Annotated in this window: 16 protein-coding genes; 12 read left to right on the top strand and 4 right to left on the bottom strand. The window is 35.3% G+C overall.

Going from position 1 to position 24,390, the window contains the following annotated elements:
* Nucleotides 1-350: 350 nt before the first annotated feature.
* The 4 genes from M2265_RS19320 to M2265_RS19305 are packed head-to-tail and all read right to left on the bottom strand — an operon-like array spanning nucleotide 351 to nucleotide 6,093.
* Nucleotides 351-2,375, bottom strand: coding sequence for a DUF2264 domain-containing protein (locus tag M2265_RS19320; protein WP_132769188.1), 2,025 nt, complete (start codon nucleotides 2,373-2,375; stop codon nucleotides 351-353).
* Between the two features lie 2 nt (nucleotides 2,376-2,377).
* Nucleotides 2,378-3,733: a BNR repeat-containing protein gene (locus M2265_RS19315; protein ID WP_132769190.1), complete on the bottom strand. Its 1,356-nt coding sequence runs from the start codon at nucleotides 3,731-3,733 to the stop codon at nucleotides 2,378-2,380.
* Nucleotides 3,734-3,745: 12 nt separating this feature from the next.
* Nucleotides 3,746-4,981 carry a DUF2264 domain-containing protein gene (locus M2265_RS19310; RefSeq protein ID WP_207902393.1) on the bottom strand — a complete coding sequence of 412 codons (1,236 nt, stop codon included), beginning with the start codon at nucleotides 4,979-4,981 and terminating at the stop codon, nucleotides 3,746-3,748.
* Nucleotides 4,981-6,093 carry a glycoside hydrolase family 88 protein gene (locus tag M2265_RS19305; protein ID WP_132769192.1) on the bottom strand — a complete coding sequence of 371 codons (1,113 nt, stop codon included), beginning with the start codon at nucleotides 6,091-6,093 and terminating at the stop codon, nucleotides 4,981-4,983. The genes M2265_RS19310 and M2265_RS19305 overlap by 1 nt, the downstream gene beginning before the upstream one ends.
* A gap of 518 nt (nucleotides 6,094-6,611) precedes the next feature.
* Here M2265_RS19305 and M2265_RS19300 point away from each other — a divergent pair.
* The 12 genes from M2265_RS19300 to ilvC all read left to right on the top strand — a co-directional run bounded on the left by M2265_RS19300 (nucleotide 6,612) and on the right by ilvC (nucleotide 24,374).
* Nucleotides 6,612-10,664: a two-component regulator propeller domain-containing protein gene (locus M2265_RS19300; protein ID WP_165905860.1), complete on the top strand. Its 4,053-nt coding sequence runs from the start codon at nucleotides 6,612-6,614 to the stop codon at nucleotides 10,662-10,664.
* Nucleotides 10,665-10,744: 80 nt separating this feature from the next.
* Nucleotides 10,745-11,371, top strand: coding sequence for a 3'-5' exonuclease (locus M2265_RS19295; RefSeq protein WP_021191833.1), 627 nt, complete (start codon nucleotides 10,745-10,747; stop codon nucleotides 11,369-11,371).
* 10 nt (nucleotides 11,372-11,381) lie between these two features.
* Complete coding sequence (locus tag M2265_RS19290; protein ID WP_132769196.1) at nucleotides 11,382-13,295, top strand: DUF294 nucleotidyltransferase-like domain-containing protein; 1,914 nt, start codon at nucleotides 11,382-11,384, stop codon at nucleotides 13,293-13,295.
* 164 nt (nucleotides 13,296-13,459) lie between these two features.
* Nucleotides 13,460-14,092, top strand: a complete 633-nt coding sequence (locus M2265_RS19285) for a hypothetical protein (protein ID WP_021191834.1) — start codon at nucleotides 13,460-13,462, stop codon at nucleotides 14,090-14,092.
* Between the two features lie 471 nt (nucleotides 14,093-14,563).
* Nucleotides 14,564-16,066, top strand: coding sequence for a F0F1 ATP synthase subunit beta (gene atpD, locus M2265_RS19280; protein WP_132769198.1), 1,503 nt, complete (start codon nucleotides 14,564-14,566; stop codon nucleotides 16,064-16,066).
* A 108-nt stretch (nucleotides 16,067-16,174) separates the two neighbouring features.
* A complete protein-coding gene (gene atpC / locus M2265_RS19275) occupies nucleotides 16,175-16,423 on the top strand; it encodes an ATP synthase F1 subunit epsilon (protein WP_132769200.1) in 249 nt (82 codons plus the stop codon).
* An 894-nt stretch (nucleotides 16,424-17,317) separates the two neighbouring features.
* Nucleotides 17,318-18,208, top strand: a complete 891-nt coding sequence (gene ilvE, locus M2265_RS19270; RefSeq protein WP_021191836.1) for a branched-chain-amino-acid transaminase — start codon at nucleotides 17,318-17,320, stop codon at nucleotides 18,206-18,208.
* Complete coding sequence (gene ilvD / locus M2265_RS19265; protein ID WP_021191837.1) at nucleotides 18,192-19,892, top strand: dihydroxy-acid dehydratase; 1,701 nt, start codon at nucleotides 18,192-18,194, stop codon at nucleotides 19,890-19,892. The genes ilvE and ilvD overlap by 17 nt, the downstream gene beginning before the upstream one ends.
* A 58-nt stretch (nucleotides 19,893-19,950) precedes the next feature.
* Complete coding sequence (gene ilvB / locus M2265_RS19260; RefSeq protein ID WP_132769202.1) at nucleotides 19,951-21,696, top strand: biosynthetic-type acetolactate synthase large subunit; 1,746 nt, start codon at nucleotides 19,951-19,953, stop codon at nucleotides 21,694-21,696.
* Nucleotide 21,697: 1 nt separating this feature from the next.
* The gene (gene ilvN / locus M2265_RS19255) at nucleotides 21,698-22,288 is read left to right on the top strand and encodes an acetolactate synthase small subunit (protein WP_021191838.1); all 591 of its coding nucleotides are present in this window, start codon (nucleotides 21,698-21,700) and stop codon (nucleotides 22,286-22,288) included.
* 87 nt (nucleotides 22,289-22,375) lie between these two features.
* A complete protein-coding gene (locus tag M2265_RS19250) occupies nucleotides 22,376-22,852 on the top strand; it encodes a DinB family protein (RefSeq protein WP_132769204.1) in 477 nt (158 codons plus the stop codon).
* Nucleotides 22,853-22,892: 40 nt separating this feature from the next.
* Complete coding sequence (ilvC, locus tag M2265_RS19245; RefSeq protein WP_132769206.1) at nucleotides 22,893-24,374, top strand: ketol-acid reductoisomerase; 1,482 nt, start codon at nucleotides 22,893-22,895, stop codon at nucleotides 24,372-24,374.
* Nucleotides 24,375-24,390: the final 16 nt, after the last annotated feature.

Raw genomic sequence — 24,390 nt, 5'->3', positions numbered from 1 at the left:
AGAGAAGCACTCTTGTTGCGCTATTTTCCAATTCCCTCTAGGTCAAAATTATAGCGGATTCGCTTATAAACGGTTTGAAATCGATTCAATAAGGTTGAAAATCTATTCAGGAGTCATAATAATTCACTAAAACTCAATAAAAAGCAAAAACCATTTTATTTAAGAGATGCCTTGGGGACATTTTAAATAAAATGGTTTTAAAAATTTTGTTGCGATATATACTAGCTCTTGCGCAGTAGCATTATCTCTTTTCTCTAAATACTTAAAATAGATTCTTAACCATAACGACCTTTGATATAGATCATATTCGCCATTACACTTTTCACTTGCAAAATATTGATCAAAGGTTATTATTGTTGATCCGTGGATATCAAATTCAAGACTTGATAACGACCATTTTTCCTACTAATTCCTACTTGATTCAGCTTTTGGTTCAATTTTTTTATTGGGAATAATTCATCATTAGTCCATTTTTCGCCCGATTTTTTCCATAACATAAGTGTCGCAAACAATTGCTTTTGATTTGCACTTGTGTTTGCTTTTAAATTCAGGACTTTACTCGTTTCAGAAACTGGGTTTAAACCTGCTGCACTTACTATCTCCACCTCTTCCCAGCCCTCAACAGGAATAACAGCTAACTGATACTGCCCATTGTCAATAATACTTGCTGTCCATTTTTTATATTTAATTTGATGCTCAACAATTGCTCTATCTTCATATTGTGGCAATGCGTAGTGTCCCAACCGTAGCGCAATAGATTTTTGGCTATACACCTGATCTATACGCAAGATTCCGTTAGGAAGTATAATATCTGCAAGTTGCAAGCTGATGGTAGAATCCGAAGCTAATACAGCGTCCCTGTAATAAATATCATCCTGATAGCCTTTGAATTTATAACGGCGAAGTGATTCCCATTTCTTCCCACCAATTTGAAACATATAGTTCATTGATACTTCACCATTCTTTCCATCCGCTTGCCAAGGAAATGCGCTATTATAAGCCAGTTTATTATAATTCTCAGTTCCCTGATAATAGCCGATAGTTTTACTATCACACCAAGCCCTGATCTCTGATGCGCCAATTCCAGCATAATCAGTAATCAAAATTTCAGCACCAGGAGCAAGCTTATTCAACACCTTCGCTTTTGGTATCTCGCTCTCCCAAGCACCTAAATTTTCATTTGCTGTCCAAAATATATTATCATCAGGAATGAGCAATCCTAAAAATATTTTACCCAACCAAAAAGCACTTCCCCTACAGCTGTATTCCTGCACGGCAGGTTCAAATGCACCATAAAAACCAAGTGTAGGAATACCTTCAGATAAAAAATCAGGCTGTTTGAGAAATTGTAGCAGTGTTCCTGATGCAATTCTTCGCATCCATCCATAATTGATGCTTTTGTCCTCTAGAAAACCCATCAGAGGAAAGGGAACAGCAGCTCCCATGCGATAGGCAATACTTCTCCCCCACATAATCATTTCCCCGTCCTTACTGAACATATAAGGATAATGACCGACCATTTCTCTTAAATGAGTCCTGAACTTCTTCGCATAATCTGGATACATCTGATCGCCATAATAGGTAGCCCATAAAGTTCCGTACATCTGATACCCCCACATACTATAATAATCATAATAAGGCTGGTCATTATACCAACCATTCCCCTTATAATCAGATAAACATTTCTCCAACAATTCCTTTAAATAATCTTCACGTATCGAGTAACCTTTACTCTTAAAAAAGCTTAAAATCATGACATTAAAAAAACGCCAATTCATATCAATAGTAGGTCCGTTACCATAACTTAAGAGTGTATGCGCTAAAGTATCTTTTTTCTCCTGTGATAGCGGATCCCATAAAATTTCGGGAGCGGCCATCAGCGATACGGCCAAACCACCAAATTCAACAAGCTTTTGACTTGGTCCTCCTTTTTTGGGTAAAGGTGGAATGAAACTCGTCGAATTTGGATTCACTAATTGCGTAATCTGATGCCGGTAATAATCGGCAATCTTTAGACCACCAATTTCATAGTCGGGATTTCCCTTCATCAAAGGCAAAGCAATAAACAGAGTCCTACAAAGTCCTTCCAACCGTTCTGTTTCCGTATGAACGCCGTCTCTAGGATAACTACGTCCTGGTTGTTTAGGAAACTCCATCGGGCTATCCAGATTACTGACGTAACTAAAGGCACCCTTTAAAAGATATTCGGCTGCATCTAACCAATGTTGACGGTTCATACCGGTATAGGGACTGAGATTCAGATCTGGATTTTTGACGTTAAAAACAGCATCTCTTGTCCCTTGTCCGAACATATCCATGGGATAGGATACAATGAATATGAAGCAGGACATAAACCCAAACATGTATTTTTTCATAATTAATGTTTGATTATATTTTGTATTGCCTCGAGACTAGGCGCCCATTCAATAACCCTGACCTTACTTGGACCAGATTCTAAAAGTCCTTCTCCATCCTTTTGATCAGTAGCTTGAACAAATAGTGATAATCGCCCCTTGTTTCGCCACATCTCAGTATCATAACTGGGTTCCCATGCTCCTAATGATTCGTTATTCAAATCAAATAGTTGATAATCATTATCCGTCACCTTATTTAAGTTCAAGACAGAAGCTCGACCTAATCTTTCCTTATCCCGGAACAAGAGCATGACAGCAACCCTATCTCCTTTCCCTTTAACCATTAATTGTGGTCTCGCTATAGGTATTTCTTTTGTCCCATGTCCACTCAAACTGAAAGACATTTTTCTAAAATCAAAAGAACGGACTTCCCAAGCACCTTTCCTATAATAAATAATTTTATATTGAGGAATTGTAGAACCTGCAGCCCGCCAGTAAGTCGCAATAAATGGATTCCCATCATCATCTGCAGCCATCGATGTTTGATTGATCAATTCACTGTTTTGAGGAATACGCACCGCATATTCCGCTGTTGATTCCTGTATAGGTAATGTATATTGAGCTCCAGTAGTAGACTCCCAAGTGAGCCCTCCATCCTTAGAACAAGCATATGCTATATCATGATTACTGGCTACATCGGGACTTTCTCGCCATACCCAAGACAAATGTATCGTTCCTTGGTTGTCGACATATGCCTGCCAATAAGCATTTCGTTTCCCTTCTCCATCGATTAAATTACGATGCAGTCTAGTCCATTTTTTATTCTTGGGATCATAATTATTCATAACAAGATTTCCTGATCCAGAACCGCCATCACGATAAAGAAATAATAATGAACCATCAGGCATTTTAAAAAATTCAGGATAAGTCACATACTGTTCATCTTCCCCGATCATAGACTGCTCAGGTCCTAAGTCCAGTGTATGCGGCTGCTTTGTTCGAGCATATCGCAACTGACCATTATGATGATCCCAACAAACATGTAAATATCCCTCTCCATCAATCATGATACTGATAATATTATGTGCATCCTTAGCTCTGCCCGTATATTCGGTAACCTGTAGCTGCCAGCTCTTCTCGTTCAACTTTCTTTTTCCTAATACAACTTTTCCCTTCTCGTTGTAGTAGGCTATGTATTGAAACTTCGCATCACTAACGAGAGAATTTTTTCGAAAAACAGCTGTATTGACCGTATTCTTAGCCCAACCGTCTCCAACTTCCATGACCTGAAGCTGCTTGCTTTGCGAAAAACAGAAATTTAAGGAAAGGATAAGATAAAAATAAATTACTCCAACTGTACAAAATGTTATTAATCTCATGACTCTTATCTATTATTGAATGACCTTACTTTGATCTTTTTTCCAATCCTGTCCAGACCAAATACGCTTCGAACTCCATTCTTCTTCTTTGGAAGTCCAAAAACTATCCGTTTCAGAAAGTCCAAGAGGTAAAAAAATAGTACTGCATAAATATGGACTCCCCTGATTGTTATAAAAATCCCCTAATCCGGGCTGATCTCCATATAAACCAATCGTTAACCAGTTTTGATGGTAAGTTGATGGGCTTTCAAATGTTTTCTTCATAACGGCAGATAAAGCGGCGCGAACTTGTCCTTCCGTTAACTCTTTGGGTAATCTCTTTTTCAATGCCATGTCTGCCAGGTGATGAAATGCTGCTCCACGATAAATTACTGACCGGCCCGATGGTGGAAAAGTCCCATCTGTATTAATCAACCTTTCCAATATAGTGGCATATCGTTGGTTTCGTAATTTAATTTTTGCAAACATGCTATCATAATTTTTAGTCTTTTGCTCGATGACATCCATAATTCCGGATAAAAAAGGATGAATGACATAACTATTATAATAATCATATGCGTAATGAGGACCATCCATATACATCCCATCTCCAACATACCATTGTTCCAGTTGTTGCAAAGCATAATCCACTCGCATAACATCCCAACCTGTACTGTACTGGGCTAAAAAAGCTTCATTCATAGCAGAAAAAAGTAACCAATTGGAAAACACCGGTCTGAATTGACGTGTCGTTTTGATAGCCTCAATCAAATGACCTTGGGTTACAGGATCCAGATGATCCCATAACCAAGGACAACGCAAAAAAGCAACTGAAATAAATGAGGCATCCACTAATTGCTGCCCACCTAGATCAAAACGCATAAAATCATTTGCATTACTATCTAAGGCATTTTTTAAGGCTTGAATAGTCCAATTGCGATATTGTTTTCTCAATGCTTGCTCTTCTTCCGAACCATCATTCAAAGCCAACCAAGGCGATATTCCGCTTAAAACTCGACCTAATACCTCTACATATTGTACTTGAATGCGATGTTCTTTATTGTCAACTGCAACAGAAGTAATTTGAGGCATATTGATCTTTAAACTGTCATGAGCCAGACTACGCATAACCGGTCTTGCCATACGATCCATCTCCTTTAGCCAAAAGGCTCTTGAAGTTTCTTTCCATGCAATAGGATTTCTCTTCTGCCCATATGTCACAGCGGCGAAGCATATGAATATCCATAATGTCCATACATTTTTCATCATTACTCGCTTAAATATCTATACATTTCAACACCTGCCAATAAAAATGCTCCGACACCGAATGGCGATGTTGAATGGGCATCAACCACTTGACCCGGTATGGCCTTTTCTCCTATAGGCTGAATATAACCTACTTTTCCATCACGCTGTAAAGCAACAGTACTTAAATAATGCCATCCTTTTTTTGCAGCACCCTCAAATTCGTTTTTGTTCAGAATACCATTATTAATGCCCCAAAGAAGTCCATAAGTAAAGAATGCCGTTCCACTGGATTCTTTACCGGGTGCATGTTCTGGATCCAGCATACTTCTCGTCCAGAAACCCTCCTTCTGTTGACACGCTACAATAGCATCGGCCATATCTTGAAAACGTTTTACATAATGTTTATAATGAGCATTGTCTTTGGGTAGATCTTGTAGCACTTTTGCTAATCCCGCGAATACCCAACCATCACCTCTTGCCCAAAAGTCTTTTTTTCCATGGGCAGTCTTATGTTTTGGATAAACGTATTTTGCATCCCTATAATACAATTTTTCATCCTTATCATACATGATACCATCTGCATAATCCAAATATTCATGAAGTTTTTCTAAATAGAGCGGGTTTTTAGTTAAATTGTACATCTTAGTCATTACAGGCATAACCATATATAGTCCATCAGCCCACCACCAGTAATCATAATGTTTGGAATGAATTTGGTAATTCATCACTTCTTGCGCTCGAGCTATCTTGTAAGCTTTAGGGGCGATATGATAAAGATCAATATACGTTTGAAAACAGATCTGCCAATCGCCAAATAACACATAGTCATCGGTCTCCCCATAGCTATATTTCCAATTCGCTTTATCAGTTGATTTTGCACCCTTCCATTCATTAAAATCTGCCCAATCTTCTGTATATTTTAAGAAGTTTTTATTTTTAAACTCTTTATAAAACTCCATATTACCACTGTGATAAGCGGCTTGATCCCAAAATGCCCAAACTTGAGGCTTATGATTGGTCTGCCAATATTGATTAGCAACATTCAATTGGGCCAAAACATCACTCTTTTTAAAGTCTTGTCCAAAGACAGAATAAGTAATCAGAAGAAAATAAACAAGAACGTATTTGTGCATATCTTAAAATTTTAAGGTTTAAAAAATCCAATCAACAGGGTTTAGCAGATGTAAATATGATTGAAGATTGGTTATTCAAATCTAGATAAAATCTATACGGTCGATGTTTAATTTTAGTTTATTCAACATACAAAATGGGATCATTTTATGATTATAGCCATTGATTACATGTTTCTTTTGACTAAAAACGCATTTTTACGGAGCTTTTGATAAAAAAGAGACACAAACAAGAAAGTAATCAATTTTTAAAATAAATGTTTATATTACATTTATTTTAAATAACATTCTATATCTTTAAAGAAGATACCAATTTGAATCTGACTTTTTGAAACATTTAGATGCTCAAGTAAGACGGAAAAAATGAGCTATTTAAAGCTAACCATTATTGATTAAGGAATTAAATTAAGTTTCCCTTTTTTCTTGTGTTATTTAATTCATTGGCTCTTTAGACAAAGTTGATGCAAAGAGATATAAGTGAAGAACAAATTGTCGATCTGATTAGATTAAACCAATTGATTATGAAAAATACATATCAAACCTTCTTCTTCATTATATATTTACTTTTCTATATCCAAGTTAATGGTCAACAAATGGGATTGAATCCCATTACCAAAAATAATGAATTACCCTCATTGACAATCAATCAAACTTGTCAGGATAAGGATGGGTATATCTGGTTTGCTTCTACACAGGGATTAAGCAGATATGACGCCTATAATATTTTAAATTTCAAATTGAAGACCAATGATGGTAAAACGGCTACCAACCAGAACATTAAAACACTAGTAGAATATCATAATTACCTCATTCTAGGTACAGAAAAAGGATTATATACATTAGAAAAAGAAAGCTATGTGATCAAACCCTTCAAAAATAACCTCCAATCTGCAACACGTATTACAACATTACTGATTGATAAAAAAAACAGATTATGGGTAGGATCAGACAATGGTATTGTGGTATATAACAAAGACTTATCCATTATCCAAAACTATCAAGATGATCATAATTCCATTTATAAAATACCACCGGGGACTGTTAATACCATATTTGAAGATAAAAATGGCAATATTTGGGTAGCCATTTGGGAACAAGGGTTATTTAAATTAGATATACAAACAAATCAATTCGTTGCGTACCCAAAACTTGGAACACGTAACAATCCTTTTAAATTATTTGAAGATCATAATAAACAACTCTGGGTATGTACCTGGGGGGATGGAATTTATTTATTTAATCCAGACAATAGAAAGAATTTATATCAAGAAATAGAAATCAAAAACAAGCGTCGAAATATTGGAAAGGAAGATTTATTCTATAACATCGTTCAAGATCGGCATCGCAATTATATTTGGATACTTTCATTTTCTGGTATCTCTACTTTTCAATATATAGATGGTGCACTTCAAGAAGTAAATATGGCTCCCCATTTTGATCATACAACCAATATCTTCAATGATATTTATCAAGATAGATCAGGAACATTATGGTTGTCTATCGGTGGGAAAGGAATATCTACGATTAGTTTTGATAAACCTCTCATTCAAAATTACACCTTTAAAGAAATTAAAAGTCGATATAGCATTGCTCCCAATGTAAATATGTTATATCGAGATAAAAAGGGTATCTTTTGGTTTAATCTAGAGCGTTTTGGTTTTGGAAGTTTAAATCCTAAAGATGGTTTATTAAATACCTATAGTAACGCCAATCTACGCGAATTAATCTCCATTAGAGCTGCTAGCTGCGCCATTGATGTACAGCATGAACTGTGGGTCGGTTCTTCTTATGAAGCAACTATAAACGTTTTCAAAAAAAAGCATAACAATATCAAGTTAGACTATAAGATTGATCTAAAACGTGAAGCCAATCACTCCGGGGTCCCCATCTTCTTTTTTCAAGATAATCAATCGAGAACTTGGATAGCGACAAACCAAGGTGTATTATATAGTGATCCAAAAAGCAAAAAAATAAAGCTCATCACAAAAATAAAAGATCAAGCGGTTAGCATAGCTGAAGATAAAAAATCAAATATCTGGATTGCCACCAAAGGAAGCGGCATTTATTACATCAATAAAAATAATCCTGATCAGGTACTCCAACATATTGGTCAATCAACAGCAGTTCTCAAAACGAATCAAATTGAATCCTTAGATGTTGATAAAAATGATAATCTATGGATTGGAACCAAAGATAATCGCTTACTCTATTATCAAACAGGTTTAAAGAAAATGGAGGAATTGGCAAATTCGGCTTTATTTGGAAAGAACCAACTTTTGGATATCGTTTGCCTAAATAATACCGTATGGCTTTCCAGCACCAGAAATATATTTAAAATAAATGCACTCAATAAAGACATTTTGGAATTTACATCGACTGACAGCCTGCAAGTCAATATGTTTTCCAAAAGAGCATTTACGATTGATAAGAAATCAAACTCGGTCTACTTTGGAGGATATAACGGAATGGTTAGATTGGATGATAATAGCAATATCCCAAATTATAAAGCTAAAGTGCAAGTAACAGATATCAAGATTAATAATAAGTCCATTGTCCTTGAATCCAATCAGAAAAAATTTAATTTCAATCAACAGATATTAACATTAGAACCCGAAGACCAAAATATAGAATTTTCCTTTTCATCCCTTGGCTATACCCAGGATAATAAACTTCGATATGCCTACAAGTTAGAAGGTATTGATCAGGATTGGATCAATGCATCCCGAGATCGAATTTTTGCAGCATATAATAATTTAGGAAAAGGATCTTATCGTTTTTTAATAAAATCGACTGATTTAAATAATAAATGGAATACGACGATTACTGAAATTAATATTTACAAAAAGGCTGCATTTTATGAGAGTAACTTAGCCTATTTCTTATATGCGTGTCTACTGATTGGTATATTTTACTATTTCATAAATTTTACTTTACACCGTTTAAAATTAAGAAATGATCTAAAAATAGCCCAAATAGAAAAAGAAAATGCACATGCACTGGCACAGTCCAAACTCAGCTATTTTACAAGTATTTCTCACGACTTGTTAACACCACTAACCATTATTTCTTGTTTAGTAGATGATGTTCAAATGACCACAAAGCATCATTTAAGTCAGTTTGAAAAAATGAGATTGAATCTAGATCGCCTAAAACGCTTATTGCAACAAATTTTGGATTTCCGCAGAATAGAAAATAATTTGATGGAATTGAAAGTTAGTCAAGAATATCTGCCCACATTTATAAATCAATTGAGCCATGTGTTTTTTAACCCATTAGCCATTCGAAAAAATATTGAATTTGAAATCAATCATGGAGAGTGTACAACAGATATCTACTATGACGCGGATAAAATGGATAAGATTCTTTTCAATTTACTCTCGAATGCCTTTAAATATACACCTAGAGGTGGTAAAATCACCCTGTCATATTATATTAAAGAAGATAAAAAACAAAAACTGCTCTATCTTTTTGTACGTGATAATGGCATTGGAATCGATAAAAATGAGTTAGATAAAATATTTAAACCATTTTATAACAATAAGTCATTTGTAAATCAAGAAAGCAATGGGATTGGTCTCTCAGTAACAAAGGAGTTAGTTGATATTCATTTTGGTAAAATTACTGTTGAAAGTGTTCCTGATCAAGGAACCTGCTTCCAAATCATATTACCAGTTGATCAGGAATTTTATGTCAAAAATGGTATTCAGATATGGAACGAATCTTTTGCTAAAAAAGACGAAATTACTTACGAAGCAGATAAATTCACAACAGCTATCATTGAAGATACGAATGAAAATTCAAAACAACTACATATTCTATTAGTAGAAGACAATGAAGATCTTCAACAAACCATGTTTAGCATTTTATCAAAAAAATATCATGTTCACGTTGCCTCTGACGGTAAGCAAGGACTCGATCTTTTAAATAAAAATGAAATTGATATCATTGTTAGTGATATCATGATGCCTGAAATGGATGGGCTTTCTCTGTGCAGAGCTGTCAAACAAAATATGGAAATCAATCATATTCCAATATTGTTGCTAACTGCCAAAAATAGTATGGAAGATCGTATAGAATGCTATCAAGCTGGAGCTGAAGGTTACATCAGTAAACCTTTTGACATTCAAGTTTTAGAAGCCAAAATACAGAGTTTTATCATCAATAAACGGACGAAGCAAATCAACTTCAACAACAACACACAAATTAATATCGCTACTTTGGATTATACGCCTGTTGATGAACAGTTTTTACAACTGATGATCAAAGTTGTTGAAGAAAATTTAAGTGATGATCAATTTGATATTATCAAGCTCGGTGAGATTCTGGCACTATCCAAATCAACTTTGTATCGTAAAACCAAAGTTTTGCTAGATTTATCTCCAAGTGAATTTATAAAGAATATTCGCCTTAAGCATGCATGTCAAATGATGGAAAAAGATAAATCAATTACAGTTAGTGAAGTGGCATTCGCGACAGGTTTCTCTGACCCAAGATACTTTGCAACTTGCTTCAAGGCATCATTTGGGATAACTCCTACTGAGTTTCAAAAAAATACAACTGCACAACATATTTGATCAAACTGTCTTTTTCATCTTTTAACTATCCATATCATCGATAATTTACTTATTTTTAATAATAAATAGAAAAATACTTTTTGAAAAAATACATATTATTTCTTGATACAGAAACCTCAGGGTTACCCGAAAAATGGGATAAAAAATATAACAATACACAAAATTGGCCCCGTGTACTTCAAGTTGCATGGATAATATATGATTCAGATTTTAATGAAATTACACGCACAAACAAATATATTTATGAACCCTTTATTTTTATCAACCGAGAATCTGAGAAAATTCATGGTATAACACCACAGTTTTTAAGAGAAAATGGTGTCAACAAAAAAGATGTATTACGTAAATTAGCTTATGATTTAAAAAAATACAATCCCTTAATTGTTGGACACTTTTTATCATTCGATTTACAAGTCCTTGCTGCTGAATTTGTCAGAACTAAACTCAACATGCCATTTAACCATTTAATTTATTTCTGCACACTATGGCATAGTAAAAAGTATGTCAGAAATCCCCATAGAGTTCACCTGAATCTTTCACTGCTCCATGAGATGTTATTCTCGACCATACCTCAGTCTTTACATAATGCAGTAACGGACGCCGAAATAACTGCAAAATGTTATTTTGAGATGGCTAACAGAAATGAACTGACGTCCGAAGATATTGAAAATCAACAGGCCCGTTTCTTTAATTTATTTCAAATCTAATTTTGAACCTATGCATAATTCTGAAATTATTTTATCCCTATTAAAAACTACAGCCCCTTTCCATGTACTGCAAGAATCTGTACAAAAAAGTTTAGTGGATCTGATGACAAAATGCACATTTTCAAAGGAAGAACTTATTTACCGACAAGGAATAACAGATATAGATGGAGTAGATCTCATTTACAAGGGACAGTACGAAACATTCTTTCTCGATAACATGGAGAATAAACGATCAATCGAAATCCACGAAAATCCTTATTGTTTTGGCGGAATTTCAGTGCTTTTAAATCGGAAAAAAGCATTAAAATCAGTAATGGTAAAAAAGGGGACAATCATATATCGATTGCCTCGTAAAGATTTTTTTGAACTTTGCAACGCCAATGAGGAGTTCTTTCATTTCTTCACAAATGCTTTTGGCCGTAAAATGCTGGAAGAAGAATTTTCACATTTTGTAAAATCCCCTGCATCATTTGAAGAAAGTTATTACGCAGCAGATCAACTCTACTCCCGTAAGATTGATAATATCATTTATAAAGATATCGTCTCAACAGATTACAATACGCCCATTTATGAAGCTGCAAAAATAATGTCATCCAATAAAGTGAGTTGCATTTTTATTATGCAGAAAGATAAAATTGTTGGGTATGCAACAGATATAACACTCCGAGATAACGTTATTGCAAAACAAATCCAGGCTGATAAAGCTATTGGAACCGTTATGGATAATCCTATCGTTAGTATTTCTAACCAGGCAATTCTATACGAAGCGGTATTGATGATGTTTAGAACAAAAACGAAGTATTTATTAGTTGAAAAAGATGGAGAGTACGTTGGCTTCTTGAGCCGTAACCGCTTATTAAGCGAACAGGGACAATCACCTTTAGTTTTTATACAATCCGTAAAGCTCGCGGAGTCATTAACCGAACTTAAGGATAAGTGGGATAATGTACCGAAAATCATCAACCAATTACTCGGCCGAGGTGTCAATGCCGCTGTTGCAAACCAGGTTATTACAATGATTGCTGATACCATTGCCATAAAAGTGATTGAGAAAACGATTCACAATATGGGACCTCCCCCAGCTAAGTTCGTATTTATGGTAACAGGAAGTGAGGGCAGAAAAGAGCAGACCTTAAAAACCGATCAGGACAACGCCATTATTTATGAAGATAAAGCCAATGAGCAACGTGAGTACGTGAGAGACTACTTCCTCAAATTCGCCAACCAAGTTTCAGATGACTTAAATAAAATTGGATTTGTCTACTGTACAGGAGGATATATGGCCAGTAATCCCGCATGGACACATTCATTATCACACTGGAAAAATAATTACAAAAGTTGGATCGAAGATACCATACCAGAAAATGCTATTAAATTTTCCACCTTCTTTGATTGTAGAAGACTGTATGGTGACAAGGGAATCATTGATGAACTTAAATCTTTTCTCAACCACGAATTACAAAAACCCAACGAACGTTTTTTTTCTTTTATAGCGAAAAATGCTTTGCAATATGAACCACCGCTAACCTTCTTCAATGCCATCAAAACACAGACTATTGGTACTTCAGAATTTCTAAATATCAAAAAAGCAATGAATCCGATTGTAGATCTCGTACGGGTATATGCATTAAAAAACCTAATCTATGAAGAAAATACCGGAGTTAGACTTAAGAAGTTAGTAGAAATAGGAGTTTTCACACAATCCCAATATGAAGAACTTAGTCAATCCTATTATTATTTAATGGCTCTTAGATTAAAAAATCAAGCAAATCAAATTATAACAATAAAATCAAATCCCGATAATTACATCCGAATTGACAGTCTAACGAAAATAGAAAAAGCAACATTAAAAGAAATTTTTAAAACTATTAGTAATTTTCAATTAGGTATAAAATTTAAATTCACAAACAACCTTTTAGGATAATTCCGATCGCATTAGACTAAAAGATCTCTTTAATTTATTATAAACAGACCACATGAATATGCAATTTATAATAAATTTAAAATTTAAAGCCTCAAATCTTAACTTTTTAGTATATATTAGAAGCAATCATTACTTTTGTAAAAATCTGTAACATCAATTTATATATGCATATTTTAAAATCATTAATTATCACTGTATCTCTTCTATGTGCGCAACAGCAATTCGCATCGGCTCAAGCTCCAGTAGCTCAACCAACAACAGCGAGTGCTAATAAGTTTGGCCCAGAAGGTTTGAGTAAAGGTAGTCTTGCAAATCAGTTTGACCATTTGAACTACATATCAAAAAATAATTATGATTTCAAGATGGTGCGCAAAACAAATCTTGAAATTATCAAAAAAAATGTAGTTGATACTGTAAGTAAACTTCAGAAAGAAATTAACACCTTAAAGTCTGCTAGTTCTAATTATGGATCAACAACAAAAGGTTTACAAGATAGTGTTCAAATTTTAAAAGATCAATTAGCGCAAGAGCAAGAAAAAGTAGATAGTTTTTCATTTTTAGGTATTAATACGACAAAGTCAGCTTATAGCAGTATCGTGTGGATAATTATTGCTGTACTTTTAATCAGCACCGTTACATTTTTATTTTCTTACCGCAAGGCTAAGGTGAATACTGATGAATATCAAAAAACAGCAGATCAAGCACAAGAAGAGCTTGCATTATTCCGTAAAAAAGCGCTTGAAAAAGAACAAGCTTTAAAACGTCAACTTCAAGACGAGTTAAATAAGAAATCATAAGATTCTAAGATAGATAATTAGGGGCAATCCACATGATGTGAATTACCCCTATTTTATTGGATGATAGATCAAAACGATTATAGAAATAAAAAATACAAGGAGGTTTTTTCTCCCAATCATCAACTTTCGAAAATTAAAATCACCTGATTAACAATAATTATGATCATATCAGCTATCATGAATTGTTAAAAATAAAGATTTCTTGATCTCCTCAGGCTGTATAGCTAAAAATAAAAGATCCAGAAAAAATGCCATTAAGAAGCATAGGCACGTATTATGGAGCCAAAGATGATTTTTTCAGCGAACCCAGTCAATTAGAATGAATAACAAATTGACATATTTAAATAAAAAAGAATTTAATTGAAATTTCTATTTGTTTTTCAGCGACAATAAGCTTATTTTTGCTGACCAAAAAGAGGCGGTTTTTATTGCCTTTATAAAATTGATTAATAAATATTTAGTCCCTATAATATGCCCAATATTGGTAAAATAGCGCAGATTATCGGCCCAGTGGTTGACGTCAACTTCGCCGACAATGAAAATCTACCTAGAATTTACGATGCCTTGATTATCGAAAGAGAAAATGGTCAGCGTGTCGTTTTAGAGGTTCAACAACACTTAGGTGAGGAACGTGTTCGTACAATTTCTATGGATGCAACCGAAGGTTTGGTTCGTGGAATGAAAGTTGTCGACACAGGTGCTCCAATCAAAATGCCTATTGGTGAAGAAATTAAAGGTCGTGTATTCAACGTTGTGGGTGATGCCATTGACGGGATCAAAAATTTAGATAAAACAAATGGTCGTTCGATCCATAATGTTCCACCTAAATTTGAAGATTTATCGACTGAAACTGAAGTACTTTTTACAGGTATTAAAGTAATCGATTTATTAGAGCCTTATTCTAAAGGTGGTAAAATTGGATTGTTTGGTGGTGCCGGTGTAGGTAAAACTGTATTAATCCAAGAATTAATCAACAATATTGCAAAAGGACACGGTGGTTTATCTGTATTTGCTGGTGTTGGAGAGCGTACACGTGAGGGTAATGACTTATTACGTGAGATGTTGGAATCAGGCATTATCAAATACGGTGAGCATTTCATGGAAGAGATGGAAAAAGGTCAATGGCCTTTAGATGCTATCGATACTGAATTAATGAAAGAATCAAAATGTACTTTCGTATTCGGTCAAATGAATGAGCCTCCAGGTGCGCGTGCACGTGTTGCTTTATCAGGTTTAACAATCGCTGAATATTTCCGTGATGGTGAAGAAGATGGTAAAGGTAAAGACGTATTATTCTTTATTGATAATATCTTCCGTTTTACACAAGCTGGTTCTGAAGTATCTGCTTTATTAGGCCGTATGCCTTCTGCAGTAGGTTACCAACCAACTTTGGCAACAGAGATGGGTTTAATGCAAGAGCGTATCACATCTACTAAAAATGGATCAATTACATCCGTTCAAGCGGTATATGTACCTGCCGATGATTTAACTGACCCTGCACCAGCGACAACATTCGCTCACTTAGATGCAACAACAGTATTGTCTCGTAAGATTGCTGAGTTAGGTATTTACCCTGCGGTGGATCCATTAGATTCAACTTCTCGTATCTTAAGCCCTGCAATTTTAGGTAATGAGCACTACGATACAGCACAACGTGTTAAAGAAATCTTACAACGTTACAAAGAATTACAAGATATCATCGCTATCTTAGGTATGGATGAGCTGTCTGAAGAAGATAAATTAACAGTACAACGCGCACGTCGTGTTCAACGTTTCTTATCTCAACCTTTCCACGTTGCGGAGCAATTTACAGGTTTAAAAGGTGTATTAGTAGATATCAAAGATACAATCAAAGGATTCAATATGATCCTTCAAGGTGAAGTTGATGAATATCCTGAAGCAGCTTTCAACTTAGTAGGTAGCATCGAAGAAGCAATCGAAAAAGGTAAAAAATTATTAGCTGAAGCAGTTTAATTAGATATTAGACATTAGATATGAGGTAATGGAGACGCTATTATCTCATATCTATTTGAAGACCTCAAGTTCTCAAATTTCAAATCTCAAATCTTATATCTAAAAATAATGAAATTATCTATAATCACTCCAGACAAAATAGTATTTGAAGGTGATGCAACTGCAGTAACTGTTCCAGGAACTTCAGGATCTTTTCAAATATTGAAAGATCACGCGGCTATCATTTCGACTTTGGAAGACGGAAAAGTAATTGTTCAGCAAGGTAAAGACGAGCAGATCTTAAACATCAAAGGTGGTGTTGTAGAAGCTAAGAATAATGTCGTTACCATTTTGGCCGAAGGAATTATTGAAGCATAATCATCTTACGATGATCTCAAAAGCCTCTTATTAAAAAATAAGAGGCTTTTATTTTTTCAACACATTATAAACAAATTGTTGAAAAACTATTATAAATCCGAAAATGATTTCCCTCTTAACATGTCAATAGAAAAGTGGCATATCCTCCAACCTAAAATAAACATCATTTGTCCACAATGTGGATAAGTTGACAAAATAGTGCATTATGCATCAAGATTAGTTTTTCTCCTTATACTAAGACAAGAAAATCATCTTAAACAAACACTTTAGAAGACTCTTAAATTCCACCATAATAAAAACGTTCTGACCCATTCTTGACATTTCTCCATACACAGATCCACAAGACACATCCAATCTAACACCCAGCAATCTGAAAGCTATCAACAATTTGTTTAAAGCAATGCAACTTGTCGGTTTCCAAGTCCCCAGTTTTCACAACCTATCCCCCCATCATCCCATTTAAAATTTTTTCCACATATTGTTCATAAACTGTAGTCTCATGAATCAAAAAAAACGGAGTATCGCTTCAAAGAAATAACACTCAAAAAAATAAAAAGAATAAGGAATTATCAATTTTTAAGAAGAATTTGAGGTTAAAATGAAAAAAAATATTTTTGACCCAAGTAGACCGATTTTAAATACGGTCTACTTACTGCATTCTAAAATATCACTAATATTAAAAATATAAAAATTTAATTTTGCAAAAAACAAATAATCAAAATTATATACTTAATCAAAAAAGTTAGATAAGGCTATTGCCAATTATTTTTATTCGGAGTAACTTAAAGAAATAATTTCAGCAGTAAAGTTTACGCTTAAATTACATTTACCCAAGGGAAACAAAAACAGGTCATTTTCTAATTATTACTAATAGGGAGGGTAGATAACAAGGTTATGAAATATTACGACGAGAACACATTAATTTACTTAGACGGATCTTACGTCAAAGCTTTTGCTACGGGTCTTGACCTGTATACTCAAGCTTTGCATTATGGATATGGTGCGTTTGAGGGTCTTAGGGCATATAACACCCACAATGGACCTCGTATTTTTAAGGCACTGGAACACTTTGAGCGTCTAGAGAAGTCATGTGAGGCAATCAACATACCATATACGTGGGATAATAGGGAGTTGATTGACCGTGCTTATGAATTATTATCCATCAACAATCTACGTTCAGCCTACATTCGTCCATTGGTATTCTCTGGATCCAACATGCATCTCACTTCATCAACAGAAGCTCGGATCATGATGGCGGCATGGGAATGGGGACCTTATTTAGGACAAAATTTATTAAAGGTTGAAATATCGGATATTCAGCGACCAAGTTCAAAGGCATTTCCGATTTCATCAAAAATATCAGGCCAATACATCAACTCCATTTTAGCAAGTAGTAAAGCAATAAAAAATGGATATGACGAAGCACTGTTGTTAGATCAGGATGGTTATGTTGCACAAGCGTCAAGTGAAAACTTATTTATTGAAAAAGATTTCAAACTGTATACACCGCCTATTCAGAATATTTTTCCTGGCATAACCCGAAAACAAGTCATGCTGATCTGTAAAAAATTAGGAATTGAACTAATTGAGAAAAGGTTGACAGTGCAAGATATCCACGAAGCAGATTCAGCTTTTCTATCAGGAACGGCAGCAGAAATAATAGGAATCAAACAAGTCGATCACATTATTTATAAAGAAGATTGGGAGCATACAATAGGTGCTTCTATACAAAGAAGATATAAAAATTTAGTATTAGAGAACGAGAACTATGAAGTCATCATCTGATAAAGAACAAATATTGAATAAATACAGCCGTACATTCACACAAGACGAAACACAACCCGCAGCAAAAGCAATGCTTTATGGTATTGGTCTTACGGATGCGGACATGGAAAAAGCACAAGTAGGTATTGCAAGTATGGGTTATGATGGGAACACCTGTAACATGCATTTAAATGATCTAGCACAAGTCGTTAAAAAAGGTGTCTGGGCAAGTGATTTAGTCGGATTAACATTTGGTACAATCGGTGTCAGCGATGGTATGAGTAATGGTACTGCGGGTATGCGTTATTCATTAGTAAGCAGGGATGTCATTGCTGATAGCATTGAGACAATCTGTGGTGGCCAATATTATGATGGATTGATTGCGATCCCAGGATGTGATAAGAACATGCCAGGTGCAGTTATCGCTATGGGCCGTTTAGATCGTCCTGCGATTATGGTATATGGTGGAACAATTGCACCCGGTCATTATAAAGGCGAAGATTTAAATATTGTCTCCGCATTTGAAGCTTTAGGGCAAAAAATATGTGGTAATATTTCCGACGAAGATTACGATGGTGTCATCCGTAATACATGTCCAGGAGCAGGTGCCTGTGGTGGAATGTATACCGCAAATACAATGGCTGCTGCCATCGAAGCATTAGGAATGAGTTTACCTTACTCATCATCCAATCCTGCTGTATCACAAGATAAAAAAGATGAATGTTTAGAAGCAGGTAAATATATCCGTATCTTATTAGAAAAAGATATCAAACCTTCCGATATCATGACACGTAAAGCATTTGAAAATGCCATCCGTGCGATCATCATACTAGGAGGAAGTACAAATGCCGTATTGCACTTTATAGCAATTGGCAAATCCGTTGGAGTAAATATCACACAAGATGATTTCCAACGTATGTCGGATGAAACCCCGGTTTTAGCTGATTTTAAACCATCAGGTAAATACTTAATGCAAGATTTACATCAGTACGGTGGAATCCCTGCAGTTTTAAAATATTTATTAAATGAGGGATTGCTACATGGGGACTGTTTGACTGTAACAGGAAAAACATTGGCTGAGAATTTAGCAGATGTTAAATCCGTAATAGATTATGATCAAAAGATCATTCATAAACTAGCCGATCCTATTAAAGCAAATGGACACTTACAGATCCTATATGGAAACTTAGCCGAGAAAGGTTCGGTAGCAAAAATTTCAGGAAAAGAAGGAGAAAAATTTGTCGGACCCGCACGTGTATTTGATGGAGAACAAGATCTTATCGCAGGTATCTCTTCAGGACGTGTCAAAAAAGGAGATGTAGTGGTTATCAAAAATGAAGGACCGGTTGGAGCACCTGGAATGCCAGAAATGCTAAAACCTACTTCAGCTATTATTGGTGCAGGATTAGGTAAATCCGTAGCATTAATCACAGACGGAAGATTCTCTGGAGGTACGCATGGTTTTGTCGTGGGACACATTACCCCTGAAGCGTATAAAGGAGGTTTGATCGGATTAGTAGAAGATGAAGATATCATTGAAATTGATACCATCAACAATACACTAAATCTAAAAGTAGATGAAGCAACAATTGCTGCTCGACGTGCAAAATGGATACAACCAGCACTAAAAGTAACAAAAGGAGTACTTTACAAATATGCTAAAACTGTTGCTGACGCATCAGAAGGCTGTGTAACAGATCTATAAAGAAGAAGACCGAATAATCAACAAAACAAAGAATTAAAAATCGAATAAATTAAAAATAATGAGTACGCTGGAAAAAACTGAAAGCAAGGAATGTGCGAAGCAACCTCAACCTATTAGTCAACTAAAAGGTTCGCAGGCGGTATTAGAAGCCTTATTGTGTGAAGGTGTTGATACCGTATTTGGATATCCTGGAGGGGCTATTATGCCCATCTATGATGCATTATATGATTACAATGAAAAATTGACTCATATTCTAGTCCGCCACGAACAAGGTGGTATTCATGCAGCACAAGGCTATGCAAGAACCTCAGGTCGTACCGGTGTTGTATTTGCAACTTCTGGTCCCGGAGCAACAAATTTGGTTACTGGTTTAGCCGATGCTATGATTGATAGTAACCCTATAGTCTGTATCACTGGACAAGTATTTGCTAGTCTATTGGGTACCGATGCCTTTCAAGAAACAGACGTCATTAATATTACTGCTCCTGTCACCAAATGGAGTTATCAGGTGACAGAAGCATCAGAAATTCCTACAGCTATAGCAAAAGCTTTTCATATTGCCAGTACTGGCCGTCCAGGTCCCGTATTGATTGATATTACCAAAAATGCACAAATGGAATTATTCGATTATTTAGGTTATGAAAAATGTACGCACATCCGTTCGTACCGTCCATCTCCTATTGTAAGAAAAGAATATGTACAGGAAGCGGCAGCTTTAATCAATAGTGCACAAAAACCATTTATACTATTTGGTCAAGGTATTATCTTAGGTAAAGCTGAGCAGGAGTTTAAAGATTTCTTAGAAAAATCAGGAATACCTGCCGCAGCCACAGTAATGGGGCTTAGCGCACTCGAAACAGATCATCCACAACATGTTGGAATGCTTGGTATGCATGGTAACTATGCACCTAATGTGATGACTAACGAGTGTGATGTTTTAATCGCTATAGGTATGCGTTTTGATGACCGTGTTACGGGACGTCTTGACAAATATGCTAAACAGGCAAAAGTAGTTCATTTGGATATTGACCCTGCCGAAATTGATAAAAATGTTCAAACAACAGTTGCAGTTTGGGGAGATTGTAAAGAAACTTTGCCGCAACTGACCGAGTTAATTGACAAAAAAGAACATACCGATTGGTTAGAACAATTCAGAACCTTAGAAAAAGAAGAAATTAAAGAGGTCATCCAAAATGAGCTTCACCCTACAGGTGATGTGCTAACAATGGGTGAAGTTGTTCATTTATTAAATGAATTGACTGGCGGAGATGCAATTATCACGACCGATGTCGGTCAACATCAAATGGTTGCCTGCCGTTATGCAAAATTCAATCAAACCAAATCCAATGTTACTTCAGGAGGATTAGGAACCATGGGATTTGGTCTACCTGCGGCAATAGGTGCCTGGTATGGCGCTCCACATCGCGATGTTATTGCTATTATTGGCGATGGAGGATTCCAGATGACACTCCAAGAGTTGGGAACTATTATGCAATTTGGTGCTAAAGTAAAAATCTTGATCCTAAACAATCAATTCTTAGGAATGGTTCGCCAATGGCAACAGCTTTTCAATGAAAAACGCTATTCTTTCGTGAATATTACCAGTCCAGATTTTGTTGCCTTAGCAAAATCATACTACATAGAAGGGCAAAAAGTTTCAGAAAGAGATCAGTTGAAAACAGCTTTAAAAACGATGTTGGATCATGATGGAGCTTACCTTCTCGAAGTAATGGTTGGCAAGGAAAACAATGTATTTCCAATGGTTGCCCAAGGGACAAGTGTTTCAGAAATTAGATTGAAATAAAATGGAAAAACAAGAATATACAATCACAATATATACAGAAAATTCTATCGGTATGATCGGTAGAATATCAACCATATTCTCAAGAAGAAAAATAAATATCGAAAGTTTAAACACTTCTCCTTCCGAAGTAGAAGGGATTCATCGCTTTACGATTTTAATTACTGAAATAGAAGAAGTAGTACGCAAATTATGCCGTCAAATCGAAAAACAGGTAGAGGTACTCAAAGCATACTACAATACTAATGATGAAGTAATCTGGCAAGAACAAGCTTTATACAAAGTTCCAACAGAAGTCATTACAGAAAAAGTGTATGTAGAAAGACTATTACGTCAATATGGCGCATCTGCAGTTGTTATCCGCAAAGACTACACCGTCTTCGAAACCGCAGGTCATCGTGAGGAAATTGATAAGTTAACAGAAGAGTTGACCAAGTATAATTTAATAGAATTTGTACGTGGTGCACGTATCGCTATCATTAAAGAAAGTGCTGGATTTCATGCTAAATTAAAAGAATTTGAACGCAGAGAACCTTCTGAAGATGTCGTTGAAAACGAATATCTCGAAAAAGGAGATGATGTTTTCACCATGTAATGGCAACATTTCTTAACTTTCAAAAAATGAGGCAATGTCCTATAAAAATCATTGCCTCATTGAAAATTTCGATTAAAAAAGTAAAAAATGACACAACACATATTTGAATTTATTATCAGTAGCCGTAAAGGATTTATAAGATTGCTAGATGATTTGACATTAGACGAATTAAATCTTATACCAGAAGGATTCAATAATAACATCTTCTGGAATTTTGCGCATATCGTCGTTTCAACACAAACGTTGAGTTATGTTCGCACCGGTATCTTAGCAGATACGTTATCAGTAAAGTACAATGAAGACTATAAAAAAGATACTAAACCGACACGTAACGTGACACAGGAAGAAGTAGATGAATTGAAAGCATTAGCACTAACAACCGTCGATCAGATTCAAAGCGACTATGAGAAAGGTATTTTTACGACTATCACTCCTTACGCTACAGCAACCTATGGTGCTGAGATGAAAACAATCGAAGAAGTACTAATCGCAACCCTATCGCACGACAATTTGCATTGGGGATATGCCTTAGCACAACGCAAAGCAATTAGAAACAGTAAATAAAATAATCAACAAACCATCAATAAAGAAATTAACAACAACAATGGCAAATTATTTCAACACACTACCACTTAGAGATCAATTACATCAATTAGGTCAAGCAGATTTTATGGACAACAGTCAATTCGCTGACGGTGTAGATGCTTTAAAGGGTAAAAAAATCGTAATCGTAGGCTGTGGTGCACAAGGTTTAAACCAAGGTCTAAATTTGAGAGATAGTGGTTTAGACGTATCATATACTTTACGTAAAGAAGCTATTGAGCAAAAAAGAGATTCTTGGAAAAATGCTACAGATAACAATTTTACAGTAGGAACTTATGAAGAATTAATTCCTACTGCAGATCTAGTAATTAACTTAACACCAGATAAGCAACATACTGCTGTGATCAATGCTGTAATGCCTTTAATGAAAGAAGGTGCTACTTTGTCCTATTCACACGGTTTCAACATCGTAGAAGAAGGTATGCAAATCCGTAAAGACATTACTGTTATTATGGTAGCACCTAAATGTCCAGGATCTGAAGTACGTGCTGAATATGTACGTGGTTTTGGTGTTCCTACTTTAATTGCTGTTCACCCAGAAAACGATCCACAAGGAAAAGGATGGGCTGAAGCAAAAGCATATTGTGTAGGTACAGGTGGTCACAGAGCTGGAGTATTGAAATCATCATTTGTTGCTGAAGTAAAATCTGATTTAATGGGCGAGCAAACCATCCTATGTGGTTTATTGCAAACAGGTTCTATTTTATCGTTCGATAAAATGGTTGAACAAGGAATTGACGCTGGATATGCATCCAAACTAGTTCAATATGGTGTGGAAGTTATTACTGAAGCATTAAAGCACGGTGGTGTAAGTGGTATGATGGATCGTTTAAGCAATCCTGCTAAAATCAAAGCTTTTGAATTATCAGAAGAATTGAAAGATATCATGCGTCCGCTATTCCAAAAACACCAAGATGACATTATCTCTGGCGAATTCAGTAAAACAATGATGGAAGACTGGGCTAACGGTGATGCGAATCTATTAAAATGGAGAGCTGAAACTGGTGAGACAGCATTTGAAAAAACTCCTGCAGGTGATGTGAAAATTGCAGAGCAAGAGTACTTTGACAACTATACTTTGATGGTTGCTTTCATCAGAGCTGGTGTTGAATTAGCTTTCGAAACTATGGTTGAAGCAGGAATTAAACCAGAATCAGCTTACTACGAATCATTGCACGAAACTCCTTTAATCGCGAATACAATCGCTCGTAAAAAATTATTTGAAATGAACCGTGTTATTTCAGATACAGCAGAATATGGCTGTTATTTATTTGATCAAGCTTGTAAACCATTATTAGCTGATTTCATGAAAACAGTAAAAACTGATTTAGTCGGTAAAAACTATAATGCTGGTAAAGACGCATCAGTAGATAACGCTCAGTTAGTGGAAATTAATGATATTTTACGTAATCATGAAGTCGAAATTGTAGGTCGTAAATTACGTCAAGCAATGACTGCAATGAAAGCTATAAAAACTGTTTAAATTTTCGTAATTTAGA

This window comes from Sphingobacterium kitahiroshimense, from assembly GCF_025961315.1.
In the GTDB taxonomy this organism is placed as follows: domain Bacteria; phylum Bacteroidota; class Bacteroidia; order Sphingobacteriales; family Sphingobacteriaceae; genus Sphingobacterium; species Sphingobacterium anhuiense.
The sequence above is the reverse complement of the archived record's forward strand: the minus strand, read 5'-3'. Positions and strand labels throughout refer to the sequence as shown.